Annotated in this window: 21 protein-coding genes and 1 tRNA gene; 12 read left to right on the forward strand and 10 right to left on the reverse strand. The window is 65.8% G+C overall.

The genetic code is table 11. The features are described from left to right. The first annotated feature begins 186 nt into the window (after positions 1–186). Entirely contained in the window at positions 187–972 is a 786-nt protein-coding gene (locus E4634_RS01565) for a TonB family protein (RefSeq protein ID WP_167854720.1), read from the forward strand. Between the two features lie 19 nt (positions 973–991). On the opposite strand, the gene E4634_RS01570 is transcribed toward E4634_RS01565, so the two are convergent. After that, positions 992–1,078 (reverse strand) — tRNA-Leu (locus E4634_RS01570). A 136-nt stretch (positions 1,079–1,214) separates the two neighbouring features. On the opposite strand from E4634_RS01570, the gene rnr reads away from it, so the two are divergent. From rnr to E4634_RS01615, 9 genes are all read left to right on the forward strand, one after another. Continuing rightward, positions 1,215–3,584, forward strand: a complete 2,370-nt coding sequence (gene rnr / locus E4634_RS01575; RefSeq protein ID WP_135440859.1) for a ribonuclease R — start codon at positions 1,215–1,217, stop codon at positions 3,582–3,584. Positions 3,585–3,590: 6 nt separating this feature from the next. Further along, complete coding sequence (rlmB, locus tag E4634_RS01580) at positions 3,591–4,340, forward strand: 23S rRNA (guanosine(2251)-2'-O)-methyltransferase RlmB (RefSeq protein WP_135440860.1); 750 nt, start codon at positions 3,591–3,593, stop codon at positions 4,338–4,340. A gap of 251 nt (positions 4,341–4,591) precedes the next feature. After that, positions 4,592–5,035, forward strand: coding sequence for a 30S ribosomal protein S6 (gene rpsF / locus E4634_RS01585; RefSeq protein WP_135440861.1), 444 nt, complete (start codon positions 4,592–4,594; stop codon positions 5,033–5,035). A gap of 17 nt (positions 5,036–5,052) precedes the next feature. Then, entirely contained in the window at positions 5,053–5,280 is a 228-nt protein-coding gene (gene rpsR, locus E4634_RS01590; RefSeq protein ID WP_135440862.1) for a 30S ribosomal protein S18, read from the forward strand. A 65-nt stretch (positions 5,281–5,345) separates the two neighbouring features. After that, entirely contained in the window at positions 5,346–6,200 is an 855-nt protein-coding gene (locus tag E4634_RS01595; protein ID WP_240725043.1) for a hypothetical protein, read from the forward strand. 48 nt (positions 6,201–6,248) lie between these two features. Further along, positions 6,249–6,698, forward strand: a complete 450-nt coding sequence (gene rplI / locus E4634_RS01600; RefSeq protein ID WP_135440864.1) for a 50S ribosomal protein L9 — start codon at positions 6,249–6,251, stop codon at positions 6,696–6,698. A 295-nt stretch (positions 6,699–6,993) separates the two neighbouring features. Further along, positions 6,994–8,403, forward strand: coding sequence for a replicative DNA helicase (gene dnaB / locus E4634_RS01605; RefSeq protein WP_135440865.1), 1,410 nt, complete (start codon positions 6,994–6,996; stop codon positions 8,401–8,403). A gap of 209 nt (positions 8,404–8,612) precedes the next feature. Then, positions 8,613–10,901, forward strand: a complete 2,289-nt coding sequence (locus tag E4634_RS01610; protein ID WP_135440866.1) for a TonB-dependent receptor — start codon at positions 8,613–8,615, stop codon at positions 10,899–10,901. A 114-nt stretch (positions 10,902–11,015) separates the two neighbouring features. Continuing rightward, positions 11,016–11,204, forward strand: coding sequence for a phytanoyl-CoA dioxygenase family protein (locus E4634_RS01615; RefSeq protein WP_135440867.1), 189 nt, complete (start codon positions 11,016–11,018; stop codon positions 11,202–11,204). An 82-nt stretch (positions 11,205–11,286) separates the two neighbouring features. Here E4634_RS01615 and E4634_RS01620 read toward each other — a convergent pair whose 3' ends face one another. The 3 genes from E4634_RS01620 to E4634_RS01630 form a co-directional block, all read right to left on the reverse strand. Continuing rightward, positions 11,287–11,757 carry a hypothetical protein gene (locus tag E4634_RS01620; RefSeq protein WP_135440868.1) on the reverse strand — a complete coding sequence of 157 codons (471 nt, stop codon included), beginning with the start codon at positions 11,755–11,757 and terminating at the stop codon, positions 11,287–11,289. A 65-nt stretch (positions 11,758–11,822) separates the two neighbouring features. After that, positions 11,823–12,494: a replication protein P gene (locus E4634_RS01625; RefSeq protein ID WP_167854721.1), complete on the reverse strand. Its 672-nt coding sequence runs from the start codon at positions 12,492–12,494 to the stop codon at positions 11,823–11,825. Then, entirely contained in the window at positions 12,406–13,611 is a 1,206-nt protein-coding gene (locus tag E4634_RS01630; protein ID WP_135440869.1) for a DnaT-like ssDNA-binding domain-containing protein, read from the reverse strand. The genes E4634_RS01625 and E4634_RS01630 overlap by 89 nt, the downstream gene beginning before the upstream one ends. A gap of 227 nt (positions 13,612–13,838) precedes the next feature. Between E4634_RS01630 and radA the strand changes: the two genes are divergently transcribed. After that, entirely contained in the window at positions 13,839–15,212 is a 1,374-nt protein-coding gene (gene radA / locus E4634_RS01635; RefSeq protein WP_135440870.1) for a DNA repair protein RadA, read from the forward strand. Between the two features lie 84 nt (positions 15,213–15,296). Here radA and E4634_RS01640 read toward each other — a convergent pair whose 3' ends face one another. Continuing rightward, complete coding sequence (locus tag E4634_RS01640) at positions 15,297–15,650, reverse strand: PilZ domain-containing protein (protein ID WP_135440871.1); 354 nt, start codon at positions 15,648–15,650, stop codon at positions 15,297–15,299. Between the two features lie 245 nt (positions 15,651–15,895). Here E4634_RS01640 and E4634_RS01645 point away from each other — a divergent pair, with 245 nt between their 5' ends. Then, on the forward strand, positions 15,896–16,879 hold the full coding sequence (locus E4634_RS01645) for an FAD:protein FMN transferase (protein WP_240725044.1): 984 nt from the start codon (positions 15,896–15,898) through the stop codon (positions 16,877–16,879). A gap of 97 nt (positions 16,880–16,976) precedes the next feature. Here E4634_RS01645 and E4634_RS01650 read toward each other — a convergent pair whose 3' ends face one another. From E4634_RS01650 to E4634_RS01670, 5 genes are read right to left on the reverse strand one after another with little or no spacing between them, the layout of a single operon-like run. Continuing rightward, the gene (locus E4634_RS01650) at positions 16,977–18,125 is read right to left on the reverse strand and encodes a DUF3570 domain-containing protein (protein WP_240725045.1); all 1,149 of its coding nucleotides are present in this window, start codon (positions 18,123–18,125) and stop codon (positions 16,977–16,979) included. Next, positions 18,112–18,333, reverse strand: a complete 222-nt coding sequence (locus E4634_RS01655; protein ID WP_135440872.1) for a DUF4266 domain-containing protein — start codon at positions 18,331–18,333, stop codon at positions 18,112–18,114. Before E4634_RS01655 ends, E4634_RS01650 begins: the two co-directional genes overlap by 14 nt. Positions 18,334–18,336: 3 nt before the next feature. After that, positions 18,337–18,819: a TlpA disulfide reductase family protein gene (locus E4634_RS01660; RefSeq protein ID WP_135440873.1), complete on the reverse strand. Its 483-nt coding sequence runs from the start codon at positions 18,817–18,819 to the stop codon at positions 18,337–18,339. A gap of 23 nt (positions 18,820–18,842) precedes the next feature. Continuing rightward, positions 18,843–19,475, reverse strand: coding sequence for an outer membrane beta-barrel domain-containing protein (locus E4634_RS01665; RefSeq protein ID WP_135440874.1), 633 nt, complete (start codon positions 19,473–19,475; stop codon positions 18,843–18,845). Then, complete coding sequence (locus tag E4634_RS01670; RefSeq protein ID WP_135440875.1) at positions 19,445–20,191, reverse strand: SH3 domain-containing protein; 747 nt, start codon at positions 20,189–20,191, stop codon at positions 19,445–19,447. The genes E4634_RS01665 and E4634_RS01670 overlap by 31 nt, the downstream gene beginning before the upstream one ends. Between the last annotated feature and the right edge of the window lie 52 nt (positions 20,192–20,243).

Below are 20,243 nucleotides of genomic sequence, written 5' to 3' on the forward strand. Positions count from 1 at the left end.
AGTTCGGGGGGGAGTGTTCGGGGGGAGGGATCAGTGCCGCTGGCTTGTCGCCGCGGGCGAGGGCAGTACAATCCAGGGATGCTATCCACGTTCAGACAATCCACCGGCATTGCATGCCGCCGGGCCGCTGCACCGGGGCGCATAGCGCTGCTGTTTGCGCTGCTTGCCCTCGCTCCCGGCTTACCCGTGGCCGTCGCCGCGGCCGTTACGCCCGACGCGCAGGACACGGCGCCGCCCTCGGACCTGGTGAGCGAGTCCTTCGGCAACCGGGCGCTGCTCAGCTTCTGCCAGGGCCACCTGTACGGCGAGAATGGCTATCCGCTGGATATCGAGAAGGCGTTTCGCTGGTGTCGGGAGTCCGCCGAACGCGGCTCCGCCGCGGCCCAGATGATGCTCGCTGAGATCTACCTGATGGATGACTGGGTGGAGCACAACCCCGCCGAGGCGGTGCGCTGGTACACCCGCGCCGAGGAGCAGGGCAACGCCCACGCCGCGTTCGTGCTGGCCGTGATCTACGGCACAGGGGATGTCGTCCCGCAGGACAGGGACAAGGCGTATGTCTACCTGATGCGCGCCGCGTCCGCTGGCCACAGTGATGCCATCGAATTGCTGCGCAGCGTCAACCCCGATTACAAGCCGCCGCCGACCGAGGCGGAAATCGCAGTCATTCTGGAGAAGAACAGCGCGCTCAAATTCGCCCCCGTCTACCCGCCGCAAGCGCTGCGCGAGGGTACTGAGGGATACACGGTGGTCGAGTACACCATCGACGTGACCGGGCGCACTGCAGACCTGAGAATAATCGCGTCCGAGCCGGCGGGGGTGTTCGATGAGGCCTCGCTGAATGCCGCGCGCAAGTTTCGCTACCGGCCGACCCTGGAGGACGGCGTGCCGGTGGAGCGGCGCGGGGTGACCAACAAGTTCACGTTCGAGTTGGAGGATGACCCTGGGCAGAGTCCTGGGAAATCTGAGTAAGTCGGGATTGGGGAAGAGATGGTGCCCAGGAGAGGACTTGAACCTCCACGGCCGTTAAGCCACTAGCACCTGAAGCTAGCGTGTCTACCAATTTCACCACCTGGGCAGGGGGGTTCGTCGCTGTCGCAACGGTAGAGGGCGCGCACTTTACTTTTACCGCGCGGCTTTGTCAATCCTCGCGTATAATGAAACTTTCCCAACGCCCCTTCTACTTATAACCCCCTGAATCTGCATGTGAATCTATGACCAAAAAAGGCAAACCTGCCGACCCCCACGCGGACCGCGAAGCGGCCAATTACGATAACCCCATCCCCAGTCGCGAGTTGATCCTCGAGGTCCTGCGCGAAGCGAACCGACCCCTCAACCAGGAGAAGCTGAGCAAGAAGCTCGGCATCGGCGGCGAGCGCGACAGCGAAGCCCTGCGCCGGCGCCTGCGCGCCATGGAGCGCGATGGCCAGGTCATGTACGACCGCAAGGGCGCCTATGCCCTGGTCGACAAGCTCAACCTCGTGCACTGCAAGGTGCAGGGGCATCGCGACGGCTACGGCTTCGCGATTCCGCTGGGCGAGGGCGAGGACATCTACCTCGGCAGCCGCCAGATGCACTTCGTGTTCGACGGCGACGAGGTGCTGGTGCAGATCACCGGCGAGGACCGCCGCGGCCGCTTTGAGGGCAAGGTGGTGGAGGTGCTGAACCGCGCGGTGACCCGCGTGGTGGGGCGCTACGAGGAGGAGAGCGGCATCGGCTGTGTCATCCCCGACCACAGTCGCCTGACCCAGCACATCCTGATCCCGCCGGCGGAGAAGCACGGCGCGAAGCACGGCCAGATCGTCACCGCCGAGATCACCCAGTATCCCACCCGCACCCTGGGCGCCAAGGCGCGCATCGTCGAGGTGCTCGGCGACCACCTGGACCCGGGTCTGGAGATCGACGTCGCCATCCGCTCCCACGGCATTCCCCACGAGTGGCCGGAGGAGGTGCTCGCCGAGGCGGCGCGCCTGGAACCGGAGCCGCGCGAGGAAGACAAGCAGGACCGCATCGACCTGCGCGAACTGCCCTTTGTCACCATCGATGGCGAGGACGCGCGCGACTTCGACGACGCGGTGTACTGCGAAAAACGCCGCGGCGGCTGGCGCCTGTTCGTCGCTATCGCCGATGTCTCCCACTACGTGCGACCGGGTTCGGCGCTGGACGAGGAAGCCGCGTCGCGCGGCAACTCGGTGTACTTCCCCGAGCGCGTGGTGCCCATGCTGCCCGAGGCCCTGTCCAACGGGCTGTGCTCGCTGAAGCCGCAGGTGGACCGCCTGGCCATGGTCTGCGAGATGGAAATCAGCCGCGTCGGCAAGCTCAGCGGCTACAAGTTCTACGAGGCGGTGATCCACTCCGCTGCGCGTCTCACCTACACCCAGGTGGGCATCGTGCTGGAGAAGGGCGCGCACCCGGATGTGCGCAAGTTCCTGGTGCCGCACCTGGAGCGCCTGCACGCGCTTTACCACGTGCTGCGCGAGGCGCGCGATGTGCGCGGCGCGATCGATTTCGACACGGTGGAGACGCGCATCATCTTCGACGAGCAGCGCAAGATCGATTCCATCGTACCGGTGGTGCGCAACGACGCCCACAAGCTGATCGAGGAGGCGATGCTCGCCGCCAATGTGGCCACGGCGGAATTCCTCGAGGCCAGCGGCCTGCCCGCGCTGTACCGGGTGCACGAAGGGCCGTCGGAGGAAAAACTCGAGAACCTGCGTAAGTTCCTCGGCGAGCTGGGCCTGGACCTGCGCGGTGGACTCAAGCCCTCGCCCCTGGACTACCAGCACCTGCTGGAACAGATCGCCGAGCGCGACGACGCCCACGTCATCCAGACCATGCTGCTGCGCTCCCTGAGCCAGGCGGTCTACCAGCCGGATAACAAGGGCCACTTCGGCCTGCACTACCCGGCCTACGCGCATTTCACCTCGCCGATTCGCCGCTACCCGGACCTGCTGGTGCACCGCGGCATCCGCCACCTGCTGCGCTCGCGGCGCAAGGTGGAGGGGGTGCAGCGTGTCAGCGGTGCGAAGACGATCCCCAAGAAGCAGATCTTCCCCTACGACGAGGCGGCCATGGCGGCGCTGGGCGTGCACTGCTCGATGACCGAGCGGCGCGCGGACGACGCCACCCGCGAAGTTGACGCCTGGCTCAAGTGCGAGTACCTGCAGGAACATGTGGGCGACGAGTTCGAGGGGGTTATCAGCGCGGTCACCAGTTTCGGCCTCTTCGTCGAGCTGAAGGACCTGTATATAGAAGGCCTGGTGCATGTTACCGGGCTGCCCGGGGACTACTACCAGTTCGACCAGGCCAAGCAGCGCCTGACCGGCGAGCGCAGCGGCCGCAGCTTCCAGCTGGGCGGGGCGGTGCGCGTGCAGGTGGCGCGGGTGGACCTCGACGATCGCAAGATCGATCTCGAACTGATCGACGCCAAGCCGCCGAAGAAAGAGCGGGGGCAGGCGCGCGGGGAGAAATCCACGGGCGGCGAGCCCGGGGGCAAGAAAGGCGGCGGGAAGAAAGGCCAGGGCAAGTCTGCCGCGGGCAAGCCCAAGGGCAAGCGGCGCAGCGGCATGCGCCGCCGCTACTGATTCCCGATGGACTACCGCTACGGCATCCACGCCGTGGACAGCCTGCTGCGCCACCGGCCGCGAGAGATCCAGCGCCTGCTGGTGCAGTCCGGGCGCGAGGACAAGCGCGTTTCTTCTTTGCTCGAACTGGCACGGGACCAGGGCGTGGCCGTCGAGCGCCTGCCGCGGCGCGAACTGGATGCGCTGGCAGGTGGGCGTCACCAGGGGGTGGTGGCCGAGGTGGCCGCAGTGGCGGGCGAAGCCAGCGGCGATAACCTGTGGGACGAGGCCGCCCTGCTGCGCCACGTCGAGGCCAGCCCGAGTCCGGTCCTGCTGCTGGTGCTGGACGGCGTCACCGACCCGCATAACCTCGGAGCCTGCCTGCGCAGCGCCGACGCCGCCGGGGTGGACGCGGTGATCGTACCGCGCGACAAGTCCGCCGACCTCGGTCCCACCGTGAGCAAGGTGGCCTGCGGCGCGGCGGAGGTCATCCCCTTTGTGCGTGTCACCAACCTCGCGCGCACCCTGGAGGCCCTGAAAGAGCACGGCGTGTGGCTGTACGGCACCGCCGGCGAAGCGGAAAACTCCATCTACGACAGTGACTTGCGCGGCCCCATGGCGCTGGTGATGGGCGCCGAGGGCAAGGGCCTGCGACGCCTCACCCGCGAGCACTGCGACCACCTGGTCAAACTCCCCATGGCCGGCACCGTGAGCAGCCTCAACGTCTCCGTCGCCACCGGCGTCTGCCTCTTCGAAGCCGTCCGGCAACGCAAGTAAAAGCGGGGTCAGAGCCCTTTTTGACGCTTTTTGCTTCCTTCTGCCCAGCCCCAAGGCTTGCGAGGGATCAAAACTGTCCAAAAAGGGCTCTGACCCCGGTTTGGATTGCGCCAAAGTGCCGCTTGCGGCGGCTGGTTAACTTACGTACAATCCGCGCCTCAAAATTTGCCCGGCGGCCCGCAGGCTGCCGATCTCCTTGCCACACCGCCCCGCGAGGGTGACGGGTGGCATAAACCCGTAAGGAGCCTTAGATGCGACACTACGAGATCGTATTCATGGTCCATCCGGACCAGTCCGAACAAGTGCCCGGTATGATCGAGCGCTACAGCAACACCATCACCAAGGATGGCGGCTCTGTCCACCGCCTGGAAGATTGGGGCCGCCGCCAACTGGCCTACCCGATCAACAAGGTGCACAAGGCGCACTACATCCTGATGAACGTGGAAGCCTCCAACGACGCGATGGAAGAGCTGACCACCACCTTCCGTTACAACGACGCCGTTATCCGCAACCTGGTTATTCGCCGCGACGAAGCTGTCACCGACGAGTCCTTCATCATGAAGAACGAGAAGGAGTCACGCGAGCGCAAGAGCCGCAACGATGAGCGCCGCGCAGCGGAAAGCTCCGGTAACGACAACGATTCCGACAGCCGTCCCGCCAAGAGCGAGTCCGGCGCGGAAGAAGGCGAAGAGTAAGCAGGAGGATATAGGTCATGGCACGTTTTTTCCGTCGTCGTAAGTTCTGTCGTTTCACCGCCGAGGGCGTCAAGGAGATCGATTACAAGGATCTCGAGACCCTGAAGGCCTACGTTTCCGAAACCGGCAAGATCGTCCCCAGCCGGATCACCGGCACCAAGGCGAAGTACCAGCGCCAGCTGGCTACCGCCGTGAAGCGCGCGCGCTTCCTGGCCCTGCTGCCGTACTCGGATTCACATCGGTAAGTTAGCGCTTACCTGCGCTACGCGTCCCAGCGAGGCCTGATTTGAAGGCGATAGCTGAGTTTGCCATGCGCTCCCGCTTCCACGCCCTGGGGCTCGCTGTAGCCGGGTCGGGAAGCATTCTTTTTTGCTGGATCAGCGCCGCGATTCTGGGGCTGGTCACCCTGCGCAAAGGCGTGGGGAGCGGCCTGCAGCTGATGCTGTGGGCCCTGCTGCTGCCGCTGGTGCTGATTTTCACCTACGGCGACAGCGGCCCGTTCACCCTGTTGCTGGGCACGACCCTGCTGGCAGTGGTGTTGCGGACGACGGTCAGCCTGTCGCTGACCCTGCTCGGCGGGGTCGCGGTGGCGGCACTAACCGGTCTTGGCCTGCTGGTACTGGCCAGCGCGTACCTGGAGCAGTTGCTCGCGGTGTTCGTGGAGTTTATCGCGTCGCTCGAGCAGCAGTTTGCCGAGGGCGGCCAGCAGGTCACCCTGCAACGGCCCAGCGCGCTGCAGATTGCCGGCCTGATGGGCGCGGGCATGGGGATGAGTTGCATCCTCTGCCTGCTGCTGGCGCGCTACTGGCAGTCGGCGCTGTACAACCCGGGCGGCTTTGGCAGCGAATTTCGTGCCCTGCGCTACCCGCCCGCGGTGACCGCGGCGATGGTGCTGGTGGCCGTGGCGGTGTCTGCCCTGGGCGTGGAGTATCGCACCTGGGCGGTGATCGCCTCGCTGCCGCTGAACTTCGTCGGCCTCGCACTGGTGCATGCGCGGGTGCAGATGCGCGGTATGAGCGGTGGCTGGTTGGTGGGTTTTTACCTGGCCTGGCTGCTGCTGGACCCGGTGAAGCTACTGATGATGGTATTCGCCGTGGTAGACAGCTGGCTGGATTTTCGCCGGCGCTGGGCGGGGGCAGAGCCACCCGCACGCGGCGACGGTTAACAGAATTCGAGAACGAGGGAGTGCGCTCCCCGAAAAGAGGAAACCAAGATGGAAGTCATTCTGCTGGAGAACATCGGCAACCTGGGCGTACTGGGTGACCGGGTTGAAGTGAAGGCCGGCTTTGGCCGCAATTTCCTGATCCCGCAGGGCAAGGCCGTTCCCGCCACCGAGTCGGCGATCGCCGAATTCGAAGCGCGTCGCGCCGACCTCGAAGCTGCCGCGGCGGAAGCCCTGGGCGCCGCCGAGGCACGTGCCGCTGCAATCAACGAGCTGGGCCTGATCAGCATCACCGCCAACGCCGGTGAGGAAGGCAAGCTGTTCGGTTCCGTCGGCACCCGCGACATCGCCGATGCGGTCACCGCTGCCGGCTGCGAAGTCGACAAGGCCGAAGTGCGCCTGCCCGAGGGCGCCCTGCGCGAGATCGGTGAATACGAGATCGCCATCCAGGTGCACGGCGACGTCACCGCGATGGTCGCTGTCGCCGTCATCCCGGAGTAAGTCCCCGCCGGCCCACGGGCCGCGCGTAGCTCCACCGAGAATGCACCGACCACCCCGTGGCCGGTGCATTTTTGTTGCCCGCGAAAAAGTGGGGTCAGATACGACTTTTTTTGATGTGTGTTCAGCGCGGGCCCGGCATCAGTGCAGGACTTCCCAAAGTAGTCCCTGGGAAATCTCCCGCCGGCAGTCGCGAGCACATCAAAAAAAGTCGTATCTGACCCCACTTTTTCGGTCCGGGCTACCTAGCCCAGGCATTTTTCGGTAATCTGTTTCGCCCGATAAGAAAGCGTTCCCGATGGCTGAACCCGACTACAGCGACCCCCTGCCCGAGCCGCCCTGGTCCCCCGATGGCGACATCGCCCGGATCAAGATGCAGCCGCACTCGGTGGAGGCGGAGCAGTCGGTCCTCGGCGGCCTGCTACTTTCCGCGGACGCCTGGGACTCGGTGGCCGAGGAAGTCGCGTCAGGTGACTTCTACCGCCCCAATCACCGCCTGATCTTCCGCGAAATCGCCCGGCTGGCCGACGATGCCGAGCCGGTGGACGTGATCACCGTCGCCGACAAACTCGAGGCCCGCGGCGAACTCGACGCCGCCGGTGGCCTGCCCTACCTGGCGGAGCTGGCCCAGAACACCCCCAGCGCCTCCAACATCCGCGCCTACGCCCAGGTGGTGCGCGAGCGCGCCACCCTGCGCAAGCTGATCGAGGCCGCCCAGGAGATCGCCGAGTCCGGCTTCAACCCGGAGGGCCGCAATTCCCAGGAGCTGATCGACGAGGCCGAGCGCGCGATCATGCAGATCTCCGAGGCCGGCCGCCGCAGCGGTGGCCCCGAGGGCGTCAACGCCCTGCTAGGCAGGGCACTGGAGCGCATCGAGGAGTTGTTCAATACCGGTGGCGACATCACCGGCCTGACCACCGGCTTCAGCGACCTCGACAACATGACCTCCGGCCTGCAGCCGGCGGACCTGGTGATCGTCGCCGGCCGCCCGTCCATGGGCAAGACCAGTTTCGCCATGAACCTGGTGGAGAACGCTGCCCTGGCGCAGGGCAAGCCCATCCTGGTGTTCTCCATGGAGATGCCCGCGGAACAGCTGATCATGCGTATGCTGTCCTCGGTGGGCCGCATCGACCAGAAGCGCGTGCGCACAGGCCGCCTGGAGCAGGAGGACTGGCCCAAGCTCACCGCCGCGGTGAACAAGCTCAAGGACGTGTCCCTGCACATCGACGACACCCCCGCGCTCACCCCCACCGAACTGCGCAGCCGCGTGCGCAAGGTGGTGCGCGAGAACAAGGGCGAGATCGGCATGATCATGATCGACTACCTGCAGCTGATGCAGGTGGCCGGCTCCTCTGAGGGGCGTACCGCGGAGATCTCCGAGATCTCGCGCAGCCTCAAGGCTATCGCCAAGGAGTTCAACGTGCCGGTGGTGGCGCTGTCGCAGCTCAACCGCTCGCTGGAACAGCGCCCCAACAAGCGCCCGGTCAACTCCGACCTGCGCGAATCCGGCGCCATCGAGCAGGACGCGGACATCATCCTGTTCATCTACCGCGACGAGGTGTACCACGAGGACACCCAGGACAAGGGCGTCGCGGAGATCATCATCGGCAAGCAGCGTAACGGCCCCATCGGCACCTGCCGGCTGGCCTTCATCGGCGAATACACCCGCTTCGAAAACCTCGCCCGCGGCGCCCAGGCGGACTACTAAAAAAGGGGTCAGAGCCCTTTTTTCCTTCAGCTACCTATCTCTAAAAGTCTCATCTGACCCCATTTTTCCGTGTGGATGCAGGGGCGGTTCCTGCTCAGACAAAGACGCAGGATGTTTACGGGTTGATCACCGCGATTCACTAAACTGGGTTGTATAACGCGGACTCCCGCACCGCGGCCCGATAACGATAAGTGAACCAGGTGAGAACCATGACGCATTCCCGCAAGTTCCACGCAGCCAGTGTGTTTTTCGCAACCGCAGTTCTTTCCCAGGCCGTCGCCGCCCAGACGCCGTCATCGACCGCCGGCGGCGCCATGCTCGAGGAGGTGATGGTCACCGCCCAGCGCCGCGAAGCGACGCTGATGTCGGTGCCGCTGTCGATCCAGGCGATGTCCGGCGAGAAGCTGACCAACAGCGGTATCACCGACCTCTCCTCGCTGAAATTCACCACCCCGGGCTACTTCCCGGACACCAACAACGGCTTCGTGCAGATCTACATGCGCGGCATCGGCAACGCCATCTTCCTCGGCGCCGACCCCAGCGTGGCGACCTTCATCGACGACGTGCCGCAGATCTACGGCATGTCGGTGGACGAACTGGTGGACGTGGAGCGCGTGGAAATCCTCAAGGGCGCCCAGGGCGGCCTGTACGGGCGCAACGCCACCGGCGGCGTGGTCAACATCATCACCCGCCAGCCCTCGCTGGAGGAACTGACCGGTGAGGTGCGCGTGAGCTACGGCGAGGAGGACACCTTCAGGGGCACCGCCTACGTCAACGTGCCCCTGGGGGACATGGCCGCCTGGAGCCTGTCGCTGGAGAAGTCCACCCACGACCCGTACATCAAGAACAACGCCGCGCGCACCCCCTACAGCGCCGCCTACTTCCCCTCCGGGTCCTTTCTCGGCACGCCGCAGCAGACGGCGGATTTCTTCAACGCCGGGCAGAAGCCCTCGGAGATCTACGACCGCGACTTCACCGCCGCGCGCACCAAGCTGCTGCTGCAGCCGACGGATGACCTCTCGATCACCCTCGCCGCCAACTACGCGGAGAAGGACGACACCGCCAGCAGCCAGTTCGTCAGCTCCACGCCGGAGTTCAACCAGGCGGCACTGGTGGGTCTGATCAACAGCTTCGGTATCCAGGTCGAGCTGCCGCCGGGCTTCATCCCGGACAACACCAACAAGGACTGGACCACCGCCATCGGCCCCGAGCAGGTGGGCTACATCGAGGACAAGAGCGGCTCCGCCACCGTGGTCTGGAACGGCCCCGGCTTCGACCTCACGTCCATCACCGCCTACCGCGAGATGGAGAACAAGACCCGCGGCGACTCGGGCACCTCGGCGGTGCTGTTCGTGCCCTTCGATATCAGCTCCGAGCGCGACTACGTCTACCAGGAGTTCCGCTTCACCTCGACCGGCACCGGCCCGTGGAGCTACCTCGGCGGCCTCACCTACCTGGACAACAACCTGAGCGGCCACACGGATGTGTACTTCCTCAGCTACGACGTGCTCTTCGGCGTCACCGAATTCGACCAGGAGATCAGCAACTGGTCGGCCTACGCCGAACTCGGCTACGACCTCACCGACCGCCTGAACCTCACCGTTTCCGGCCGCTACATGACCGAGGAGAACGACGTGAAATTCACCCAGCCGGTGGTCTCGGGCATCAACAACGAGGAGAGCAAGTTCGTACCCTCGGCCACGCTCAGCTACCAGATGGATGACAGCCTGTTCTACCTGCGCTGGGCCCAGGGCTTCAAGACCGGCGGCGTCAACGTGCTGGTGGCCCCGGCCTTCTACCCGCAGCCCTCCGACGGCAGTATCTTCGACCCGGAGACCGTGGACACCTTCGAGGCCGGCTTCAAGGCTTCGCTGGCCGACCGCAGCGTGCAGGTCACCGGCGCGGTGTTTTACAACGACTACAGCGACCTGCAGGTGGATGTGCGTGCGCGACCGGAATTCCCCGCCATCACCAGCGCCATCATCAACGCCGACTCGGCCGAGACCTGGGGTGTGGAGGGCAGCGTGGCCTGGCAGGTGGCGGCGCCGCTGACCCTGGGCGTCAACGCCGGCTACCTGCAGGCCGAGTACAAGGATTTCGCGCTCGCCGGTAGCGAGGTGCTGGCGGACTTCGACCTCAGCGGTGAACAGATGCCCAAGGCACCGGAGTGGCAGCTCTCGGTGGACGCCGCCCTGGACCAGCCGATCGGCGAGAACCTGCGCCTGGTGGGCAATGTGCTGGCCGCCTACACCGACGAGGTGGTGTTCAAGTACTCCGCGCTGCCCGGCATCCTCCCCGACGCGACGGGCGACAGCTACTGGCTGGTCAACGCGCGCATCGGCGTGCACAGTGCGGACGACAAATGGGGCTTCGATATCGTCGCCGACAACCTGTTCGACGAGGTCTACTACATCGGCGCCGATGCCGGCGTGTTCGGCAACCTGCTCAACTACGGCAACCGGCGCATCGTGCGCGGCGAGTTGATCTACCGGTTCTGAGCCCGTGGCGCGAGCGCCTGGCGACGCGGCCGCGCCGACCCGCGCGACCTGTTCCCCGAACTGCGCGAACTCGGTTGCAGCGCCCCGCTGGACTACGCGCTGGGCGATATCTCCGTGCACGATATCCTCACCGTGCACGGCGCCGGCCCCAACCTCACCGACCGCCCGCGCTGGGCCTACCTGCTAGTGCTGCACCCGCAGGACGCCTGCTGGAACGGGGCGCAGCCGGAGGCCTTCGACCCGGCGGGCATGGTACTCAACCAGTGGCTGGATGATGGGCGGTTTCCGGTGCTTGGCGGCTAGGCGGGTCCCGCGGTGAGTTCGTGGCCCGCGGCGTTGCTCCAGGCCGCTTTTTGTTGCGCCTGGCCTGCGTGCTTCCGGGCTATCACTGCGCGCTATTGCCCGTACGATCCCCGATAAAGGCGGCAATCTCCCGGTCCTCCGCCAGGAAGTAATCCAGCGTTTCGCGCGGGAGGATCTGCCGTTCGACGTTCTCGGCCATCTTCGCCAGGCGCTCATCGGTCGGGTGAGCCAGGCGAAATTGCACAAGCTCGTCGATGTAGTCCTCCTTGTGGTCGACAAACTCCTCGAGGAACAGCGAAGACAGCAGGTGGTTGCCGGATTCCTCGTACCAGATATACGACTTGATACCCGAGTTGATCATGGTGCCGAGGTGCGAGCGATACAGGCTGGTCCTGCCCGCTTCGATGTGCCCGGCTAATCGCGTATCCAGGACGATGGTGGGCAGTGCCGCTATCGATCCCGTGTTCTGCACGCCGAGCCAGAACCCCCAGAGCAGGCCGCCGCACAGTCCTCCAAGTGCCGCAAGCAGGGCGGTCAGTATCAGTCTGGGCATGCTAGTCCCCCAAGCGGTGGGCTGTACGCGAGACGCCGGCTCGTGCTTCCTGCAGCGGCGTGTTGTTACTCGAAGCCGGTGGATGCGCGCAGCGCGCGCAGGGCGTCCTGTCGCTCCTCCAGCGTCATCGGCGTGCCCGGTTGCTGCTCCAGTGCCGCCGGCGCCGGAATCTCCAGGTCCTCCCCGCGCAACACCGCCGCGCAGTAGCCCTGGTAGCGCTCGCGGAACACCGGCCAGGTGCGCTGCTCCGGTTCGCTGGAGAGGAAAAACCAGTCGCTGTCGCGCCCGGCGAGGTACACCGCCGGGTGGCTCCAGGGCTGGGCGGACTTCGGCGAGGCGGCGTTGCAGGCCTCGAGGTAGGCGTCGCGCGGGGCGGGCAGGCCCAGCCCCTGCAGGCTGGCGGTGCAGCACTCGAGCATGCGGTGCAGGGTGGGCAGGTACTCGCTGTGCTCGATGGCGTACTTGGCGCCGCGCAGGATCTGCTCCACCGGGAACTCGCCCAGCGCGTCCAGCCACAGTTTCTTGATCTGGTTGATCTGCGCCTGGTCCGGGTAGGCCGCGTAGTACTGGTTGTGGTAGTTCAGGCGAAACAGGGCGAAGACCTGGTTGATCGCCTCGATATGCGCCTCGTCCGCGGCGCGCGGCGCGTCAGTTTGCCCAGCTGGTGTCGCTGAGGTCGTCCTGGAGGCTGCGATCTCGCGTTCTACCCGCTGGATTAGATCCCTGCTGTCCGCCATGGTCGTCGTCCGTTCGTTGCAACTGGTGCCGCTTGGCCCAGTGGTATTTTACATGTTGCAGGAACTTGCTGTTCCAGGAAGTGTGCACCTGGCCGCTGTCCTTCCAGTACACGATGAATTCCGGCAGCAGCTCGCGGGCGAAGTCGAGGTCGATGTGCGACATGCGCAGGATGTCGAACACGTCCGGGCTCGGCCGCCAGTGGCTGGGGATGGGGCGCGCCTCGGTGCCGTGATTGACACTGGCGGTATACCGCGCCCACTGCAGCCTGACGTGTTGAATGAACTTGGTGTTCAGCTCCTTGGGCGGTGTGCCGCGCTCGCGCCAGTAGAGTATGAACTCGGGAATGGCATCCTCGATGAACTCGCGGGCGATGCCGCCGCGCTCCATGATCTCCAGCGCATCCTCGCTGGGGCGCCAGTCGCGGTTCAGGGGCGCGGGTTCCAGCACCTCGAATCCTCCGCCACCGGACTGCTGCTCCCGTTGCCAGGCGCTGGTGACATGCTGTCGAAACTTGTTTTCCCAGGCGTGACTGGTCTCGCCGCGCTCGCGCCAGTAAAAGATGAAATCTTCCAGTTGGTCCAGGGCAAACTGTAGCGGTATGTTGTGATTCAGCGACAGGTATTTCAGCAGGTCTTCACTGGGCGACCAGTTCGCCGGCAGGTGCGACGCGCTGCGCCGGGTGGGCGCCGGTTCCGGCGCCGCGGCCGAGTGCGGAGTCCGGGGCTGGGTGGGTGCCTGCGAGTGCCCTTGAGAGTGCTCCAGGTTGTGCGTCTGGGTGTGGGCGTGAGCCTGGGCCTGAGGGCGCAGCGGTTCATTGAGGGCGAACACCAGTCGCTCCCCCGCGTGCAGCGGCGGCGAGTCGACCAGGATCACGCCCTTGTCCACCAGCGAGCGGCTGATGCGCTGCAGGTCGGTGGCGCTCCAGAACGGCAGGCTGGCGAGCAGGTACTCGCGCGGCACGCTGAGCCAGGCATGGTTGTCGCGCAGCTGTGGGGCGCGATGCTCGAACAGGGCGTGCAGGTGTTGCAGCAAGATGGCCTCCTCTAGCCCGATAGTCGCCGCCAGGCCGGGTGAAAACACCAGCTGGCGCTCGGGGACAATGGAGGAGTCGCTCATCGCTTTACCGGTTTCTGTAGCGGGTCTGCTAGGATACCGGCCTTGCGCGAGTAGCGGTAGCTCCCGGTGCCGCAGGGATGCTCCCGGCCGGGGCGATCGCACCCGGCTTGCGCGCTGCCTGTCCTGCGCAAGTGCAGGCTCGGCGCCGCCCCGCGCCTGAGCGGGCGCCCACTCGCCGGCGCGTGACCGGCGCGAAAAAAACGCGAAAAAATCGACGACGGAAATTCATGGCCAAACAGAAAACCGCCTACGTCTGTACCGAGTGCGGCTCGGACTACGCCAAGTGGCAGGGCCAGTGCGCCGACTGCGGCGCTTGGAACACCATCAGCGAGGTGCGCCTGGGTCCGGCGCGCAGCCCCGCGCGCGGCACCGCCGGCAACCGGGCGGGCTTCGCCGGGGCGCTGTCCGGTGCGAAGGTGCTGGCGGAGATCGACCTCGAGGACCTGCCGCGCTTCTCCTCCGGCGCGGGGGAATTCGACCGCGTGCTCGGCGGCGGCCTGGTCCCCGGTTCCGCGGTGCTGGTGGGCGGCCACCCCGGCGCCGGCAAGAGCACCCTGCTGCTGCAGACCATGTGCCACCTGGCCCGCGACATGGAGGCCCTGTACGTCACCGGTGAGGAATCCCTGCAGCAGGTGGCGATGCGCGCGCGGCGCCTGCAACTGCCCCAGGACCGGCTGCGGCTGATGTCCGAGACCAACGTCGAGACCATCGCCGCCGCCGCCCAGGAGCTCAAGCCGCGCGTACTGGTGGTGGACTCCATCCAGGTCGTGCACTCCGACGACATCGCCTCGGCTCCGGGCAGCGTGTCCCAGGTACGCGAGTGCGCGGCCTATCTCACGCGCTACGCCAAGCTAACCGGCACCGTGCTGTTCCTGGTCGGCCATGTCACCAAGGACGGCTCCCTGGCCGGGCCCAAGGTGCTGGAGCACATGATCGACTGCTCGATCCTGCTCGAGGGTTCCCACGATTCGCGTTTTCGCACCCTGCGCGGGCAGAAGAACCGCTTCGGTGCGGTCAACGAGCTCGGCGTGTTCGCCATGACCGAGCAGGGCTTGCGCGAGGTGAAGAACCCCTCGGCGATCTTCCTCGACCGCAGCCACGGCCCGGCCCCGGGCAGTGCGGTGATGGTGGTGTGGGAGGGCACGCGGCCGCTGCTGGTGGAGATCCAGGCGCTGGTCGACGACAGCGCGCTGGGCAACCCGCGGCGGGTGGCGGTGGGCCTGGAGCAGAATCGCCTGGCCATGCTGCTCGCCGTGCTGCACCGCCACGGCGGCCTGCAGGTGGGCGACCAGGACGTGTTCGCCAACGTAGTCGGCGGGGTCAAGGTACTTGAGACCAGCGCCGACCTGGCGCTGCTGCTGGCGATCGTCTCCAGCTATCGCGACCGGCTGCTGCCGCGCGACATGGTGGTGTTCGGCGAGGTGGGTTTGTCCGGGGAGATCCGCCCGGTGCCCTCGGGCCAGGAGCGATTGTCAGAGGCCGCCAAGCACGGCTTCAAACGCGCCATCGTGCCGCGCGCCAACGCCCCGAAGTCGCCGATCCCGGGTATGGAGGTGCAGGCGGTCAGTACGCTGCAGGAGGCGCTGTCTGCGGTCGAATAGCCCGCGGTTTCCGTCATTGAGGCGTGGTGGACAGGGCGCGTCGCGAGCATCGCTTCGACCGGTAGACGCTGCGGCCCGGGTGAATCAGGTCAGCTGCGCCAGTTCTTCGTCCAGGGTGGCGAGGTCCATGAACCGGCCCAGCAGGTCGCACAGGGGCTCGATGTTCTCGCGGTCGACGTGCTGCACGGCAAAACCCAGGCGCTCCGCCTCCACGTGCTGCAGGTAGGCGTGCAGTTCCAGTTCCTTGTCATCTTCCAGGTGAATGACCAGGGTGAAGGGTTCGTTGTACTGCGCGTCCCAGGTCAGGGGCTGGTCGGTGGCGAGGCCGCTGAGGGAAAGATCGATCAGCCGCTGTCGCCACCGGCTGCCGCCCTGGTGGATGTCCACGGGCAGGTCCACATTGACACGGGTGTGGGACCGGCGGTCTGACTGGGTCACGGTGTTCCTTTCCTTGCGATGGCTTGCTCCATCCCAGAACTATAGCGCCGCGGCCTGTCTTGGCAAGCGCGCTCCGGGAAATCGCCGCAAAGCGCGACCTGGGTCACTGTATTCGCACGGCCAGCGTTGAAATTGCTATAGTCCCCCGGGCCACGAAGCTGTCGCGGGTTCCTTTCCGGTACGGCGCATAGATAACCGTGGTGGCAGTCGCTCGATACCTCAACCGCAATCAGGGAAACCAGGCCATGCCCAGGATGCCAATCGCCCTTCGCGCCTGCTTCGGTGTGGCGCTTTGCCTCGCTGCCTGCACGGCAAAAGCCGAATGGCTGGCGCAGACCCGCAGCATGATGGGCACCGAGATTCGCGTGGAGCTGTGGGCGGAGAATGCGGAGCGCGGCAGCGCGGCCCAGCAGGCGGTGTTCGACGAGGTACACCGCCTGGACCTGATGATGAACCCGATGAACCCGGACAGCGAGTTGTCGCGCATCAATCGCGAGGCGGCGCAGGAGCCGGTGGTCACTACGCCAGAGATTGTTGAGGTGGTGCAGCGTGCCCTGTACTACTCCGACCTCAGCGGCGGTGCCTTCGATATCACCTTCGCCTCCGCGGGACGCCTTTACGACTACCGCGGCCACGTCAAACCCTCCGCCGACGCTCTGGTTCAGGCCGCCGAAAAAATCGATTACCACCACCTCAGGCTGGACCCCGAAGCGGGCAGTATCGCCTTTGACCAGCCCGGCATGGCCATCGATCTCGGCGGTATCGCCAAGGGCTACGCGGTAGACCGCGGTATCGCCATCCTGCGCGCGGCGGGCATCACCTCGGCGGTGGTCGCCGCCGGCGGCGACAGTCGCGTCCTCGGCAACCTGGGTGACCGCCCGCGGGTCATCGGCATCCGCCACCCGCGTAAGGACGGCGAGTACGCGGCGCTGATTCCCCTGCAGGACACCGCGATATCAACCTCCGGCGACTACGAGCGCTACTTCGAGGAAGACGGCGTACGCTACCACCACATCATCAACCCGCGCACCGGCGGCTCCGCCGGCGGCGTGCAGAGCGCCAGCGTGATCGCCCCCCACGGCATCGACAGCGACGCCATGTCGACCACCGTTTTCGTCCTCGGCGTGGAAAAAGGCCTGGCCTTCATCAACGCCCGCCCCGGCGTCGAGGCCATCATCGTCGACAGCGAAGGCCGCCTCCACTACTCCGACGGCCTGCTGCAAGAATAGGGGTCAGAGCCCTTTTTGGTCGTTTTGGATGTGTTGCCGGTGAGCGGCCGTCCGTATCTCACATCAAATTCGTGCAAAAAGGGCTCTGACCCCGGGGTTAGTACCAGAGGGTGAGGAGGAGCTTGATGACGTCGGCGTCGAGTTCGTACTGGGGTTCCTCGCCGGGCAGGAAGCCCTCGCGGGTGAGGTCGGTGAAGTCGTCGTACTCGAACATCTTGCGGTCGTATTGCAGGGTCATGCCGGCCTGGTAGCCGAAGCGCCATTCCAGCGGGCGCTTGTAGCTAAGGCCGATGGAGAAGGTCTGGTCGCTGAACTCGCTGATCTCCTTGTCGCGTCCGCGGTAGTCCTTCTCGTCCTGGGACGGGAACAGGAACAGGTCCTGGTAGAAGTCCGCGCCGGTCTGGGTGTACCAGCGGTACTTGAGGTCCACCGTCCAGTGCTGGCGCAGCACGTGTGAATAACTGAGTTGCGCAGTGTGCGCGTCGATACCCCAGTCGTCAGTGTATAAGCGGTACATCGCGCCCACCGCCGCGTACCAGGGCAGGCGGTAGCGCAGCTGGATCGAACCCGCGTCCGAGGTGCGCGTTTCCGGGTAGACCTCGCGGGCGAACTGGAAGCCGGCGGCGGGGTCCAGCGGGTCGCTGAGGAAGCGGTAGCTGCGATAGGGGTTGTTGAGGTAGCCCTCGTCGGTGATCAAGTCGTAGGTCAGGTCCATCACCAGCTTCGGCGTGAGGATCTGGCTGACGCCGAGTCGGAAGGTGTGACGGTCGAGGTCCTCGTCGAACTCGTTGTTGCCGTTTTGCGAGACCTCGTCCTGGCCCAGGGCATAGCCGAAGCTGAGGGTGGTGAGGTCGCCGAAGAAGTCGTGGCTGACACCGAAGGAGTAGGTGGCGGCCTGGTAGTCGCTCTCGTCGCTGATCGTCACGCCGGCGCTGTACATGCTCTTGCCGTACAGGTAGTCCGCGCCCACCGAATACTCCGTACGCGTCTCGCTGTATTCGCTGGCGCCGGAGGCGATGACGTCGATGGAGGCGCTGCTGACGAAGTCCACGTAGTAGCTGCCGGAAACCGACAGCGTCTCCTCGAAGTTCTTGCGCACCAGCACCGCGGGGCCGTCGACGGTGACGCCGCCGCCGTCGTAGCGGTGGTACATGGCGTCGGCGCGTTCTTCGGGTAGCACGGTAGCCTGCGCGGTTGCCGCGCAGAGCAGGGCCGCCAGTAGCGGCGCGAACCTAGTTGCAGCCACAACCCACTCCCGCGCCGCCCTCGGCGCCGCGCGCCCCTTCGCGCGCCTCGTTCACGTGCTTGTCGTAGGCCCCGGCGATGGGGTCGCGCTCGAAGCGCATCAGCGGGTCCGCCAGGTACTGGCGCTCGTAGGGTTTCACCCAGGGCTCGATACCGCAGCCGGCGAGGCTGGCGAGCAACCACAATGCGACCAACAGGCGCGCACGCATGGCCTACTCCTTCACCAGTTGGCGGACTTGTTCTTCGTACAGCGCCTCGTTGCCAGGCTTGTAACCCTTGTGCGCGAAGCGGATCTGGCCGCTGCGATCGACGATCACCGTCACCGGCATGGCGTCCACGTCGTACAACTCGCTCACCGCGTTGTCCTCGTCGAACAGTACCGGGAAGGTCACCGGGATGTCGCGCAGGGCGCGCTCCGCCTCGCCGCGGTCCTGCTCCACGTTGACACCGAGGATGGTGAAGCCGAGGTCCTGGTACTTCTGCTGCAGTTCATCCAGCCGTGGCATTTCCTGGCGGCAGGGTCCGCACCAGGAGGCCCAGAAGTTGATCAGCACCACCTCGCCGCGCAGTTCGCTGAGGCGGATGTTCTTGCCACCCGCGCTCTTCAGCGTGAAGTTCGCGGCCTCGCCCTCGGCGGTCACCGCCAGCGCCAGCGGCGCGGCGAGCATCAGCAGTATGGCAATCAGTGTTCTCATGGGCGGTTACTCCCGGCAATGGCCTAGAAAAAGAAAGTGACCCCGGCGGTCCACTCCACGTTGTTGGTGAGTTCCTCCTCGCCCAGCGCGTCGCGGTCGAAGATGTGGTCGCGCACGTCCAGGCGCAGGGCGATCCAGTCATTGAATAGCAGGCGATAGCCGATGCCGGCCACCGCGGTGAACCAGGTGTCGCCGAGGAAATCGGTGCCGCCGACGCCGCCGACCAGGTACAGGTCCGACTTGAACGCGCGCTTCTCGGAGAAATAGATCTCCCCGGGCAGGAAGTTCCAGCCCACGGTGAGGTCGTAGAAGGTGAAGTCGCGCTCACTGTCCTTGAACAGCGGCGGACCGCCGCTGAGTTTCTCGTAGCTGGTGAGGTCGGCCTGGGCGGTGCCCACGCTGGCCTCGAAGAAAAAGTCCTCGGATACGTGCCAGGCCCCGCGCAGGCCGTACACCCACTCGCTGGAGAAGTCCTGGATGCTGAGGCCGCCGACGAACAGCCCCACCTCGAAGTTCTCGGTGTCGATAGCCGGGGTCACGATCTCCCGGCGGTCCACCTGCGGGTCGATCACCTCGACCGGTTCCTGCGCCAGCGCGCCCGCGGCCGCCAGCCACAGGCCTGCGCTCAGTAGAACGCGCTGATACCGATATTCCATTCTCCTGCCTCCTCGTCGTCATCACGGTCAGTCATGATGACGTGGTGTTTATATTGCAGGCGCAGCATGAGGCGCCCGGTCAGGTAGATCGTCACCCCGGCGCCGACATTGGCCACGTTGTCCACGCGGTCCTCGGTCTGTACCAGCGATGAACGCGGGTTGGTCTCGCGGATGCCCACGCCGACGGTGAAGAACGGCGAGTAGCGCCAATGCGGGAACATCTCGTGCACCAGGTTCAGGCTGCCCATGCGCCCGTCGGAGAAATCCCCGTAGTTCTCGGTGTAAGCGCCCTCGATCGACAGGTTGCGGGTGAAGTGCCAGCCGGTATACGCGGTGATCGCGTCGGAGCTGTCGAAATTGCCGAGCATGAAGCCCGCCTCGAAGCGCCGCCGGGAGAAGTCCTCGCGGTCCGGCGCGGCGAAGGCCAGCGGCTGGCCGGCGGCGTCCACCGTGCGGCCGATCTCGTCCACGTGGACCCAGCCCTCGATGCCGCGGGCGTTGCGCACCTTGATCCAGTCGGTGCGGCGCTTGAGTAGTTCGATGGTCTCGCCGCGCTCGGCGACGTAGAACACCGGGTAGGTGCGGCCCGGCTGGGTGCGCATCTCGATATAGGCTTCCACCACGCGGCTGGTTACTGCGGGGTCGTCGTCCGCGCGGGCGGCGGCCGGCAGGTAGGCGAGGCCGAGCGCAGCGGCGCACAGGCCGCAGCGAAGCACTGTGCGTATGCCCCGGGATAGGGCCGGGCAGAGCGAGCGGGCTCGTGATCGA

Origin of the sequence: Mangrovimicrobium sediminis (assembly GCF_004745945.1) — a bacterium.
In the GTDB taxonomy this organism is placed as follows: Bacteria; Pseudomonadota; Gammaproteobacteria; order Pseudomonadales; family Halieaceae; genus Mangrovimicrobium; species Mangrovimicrobium sediminis.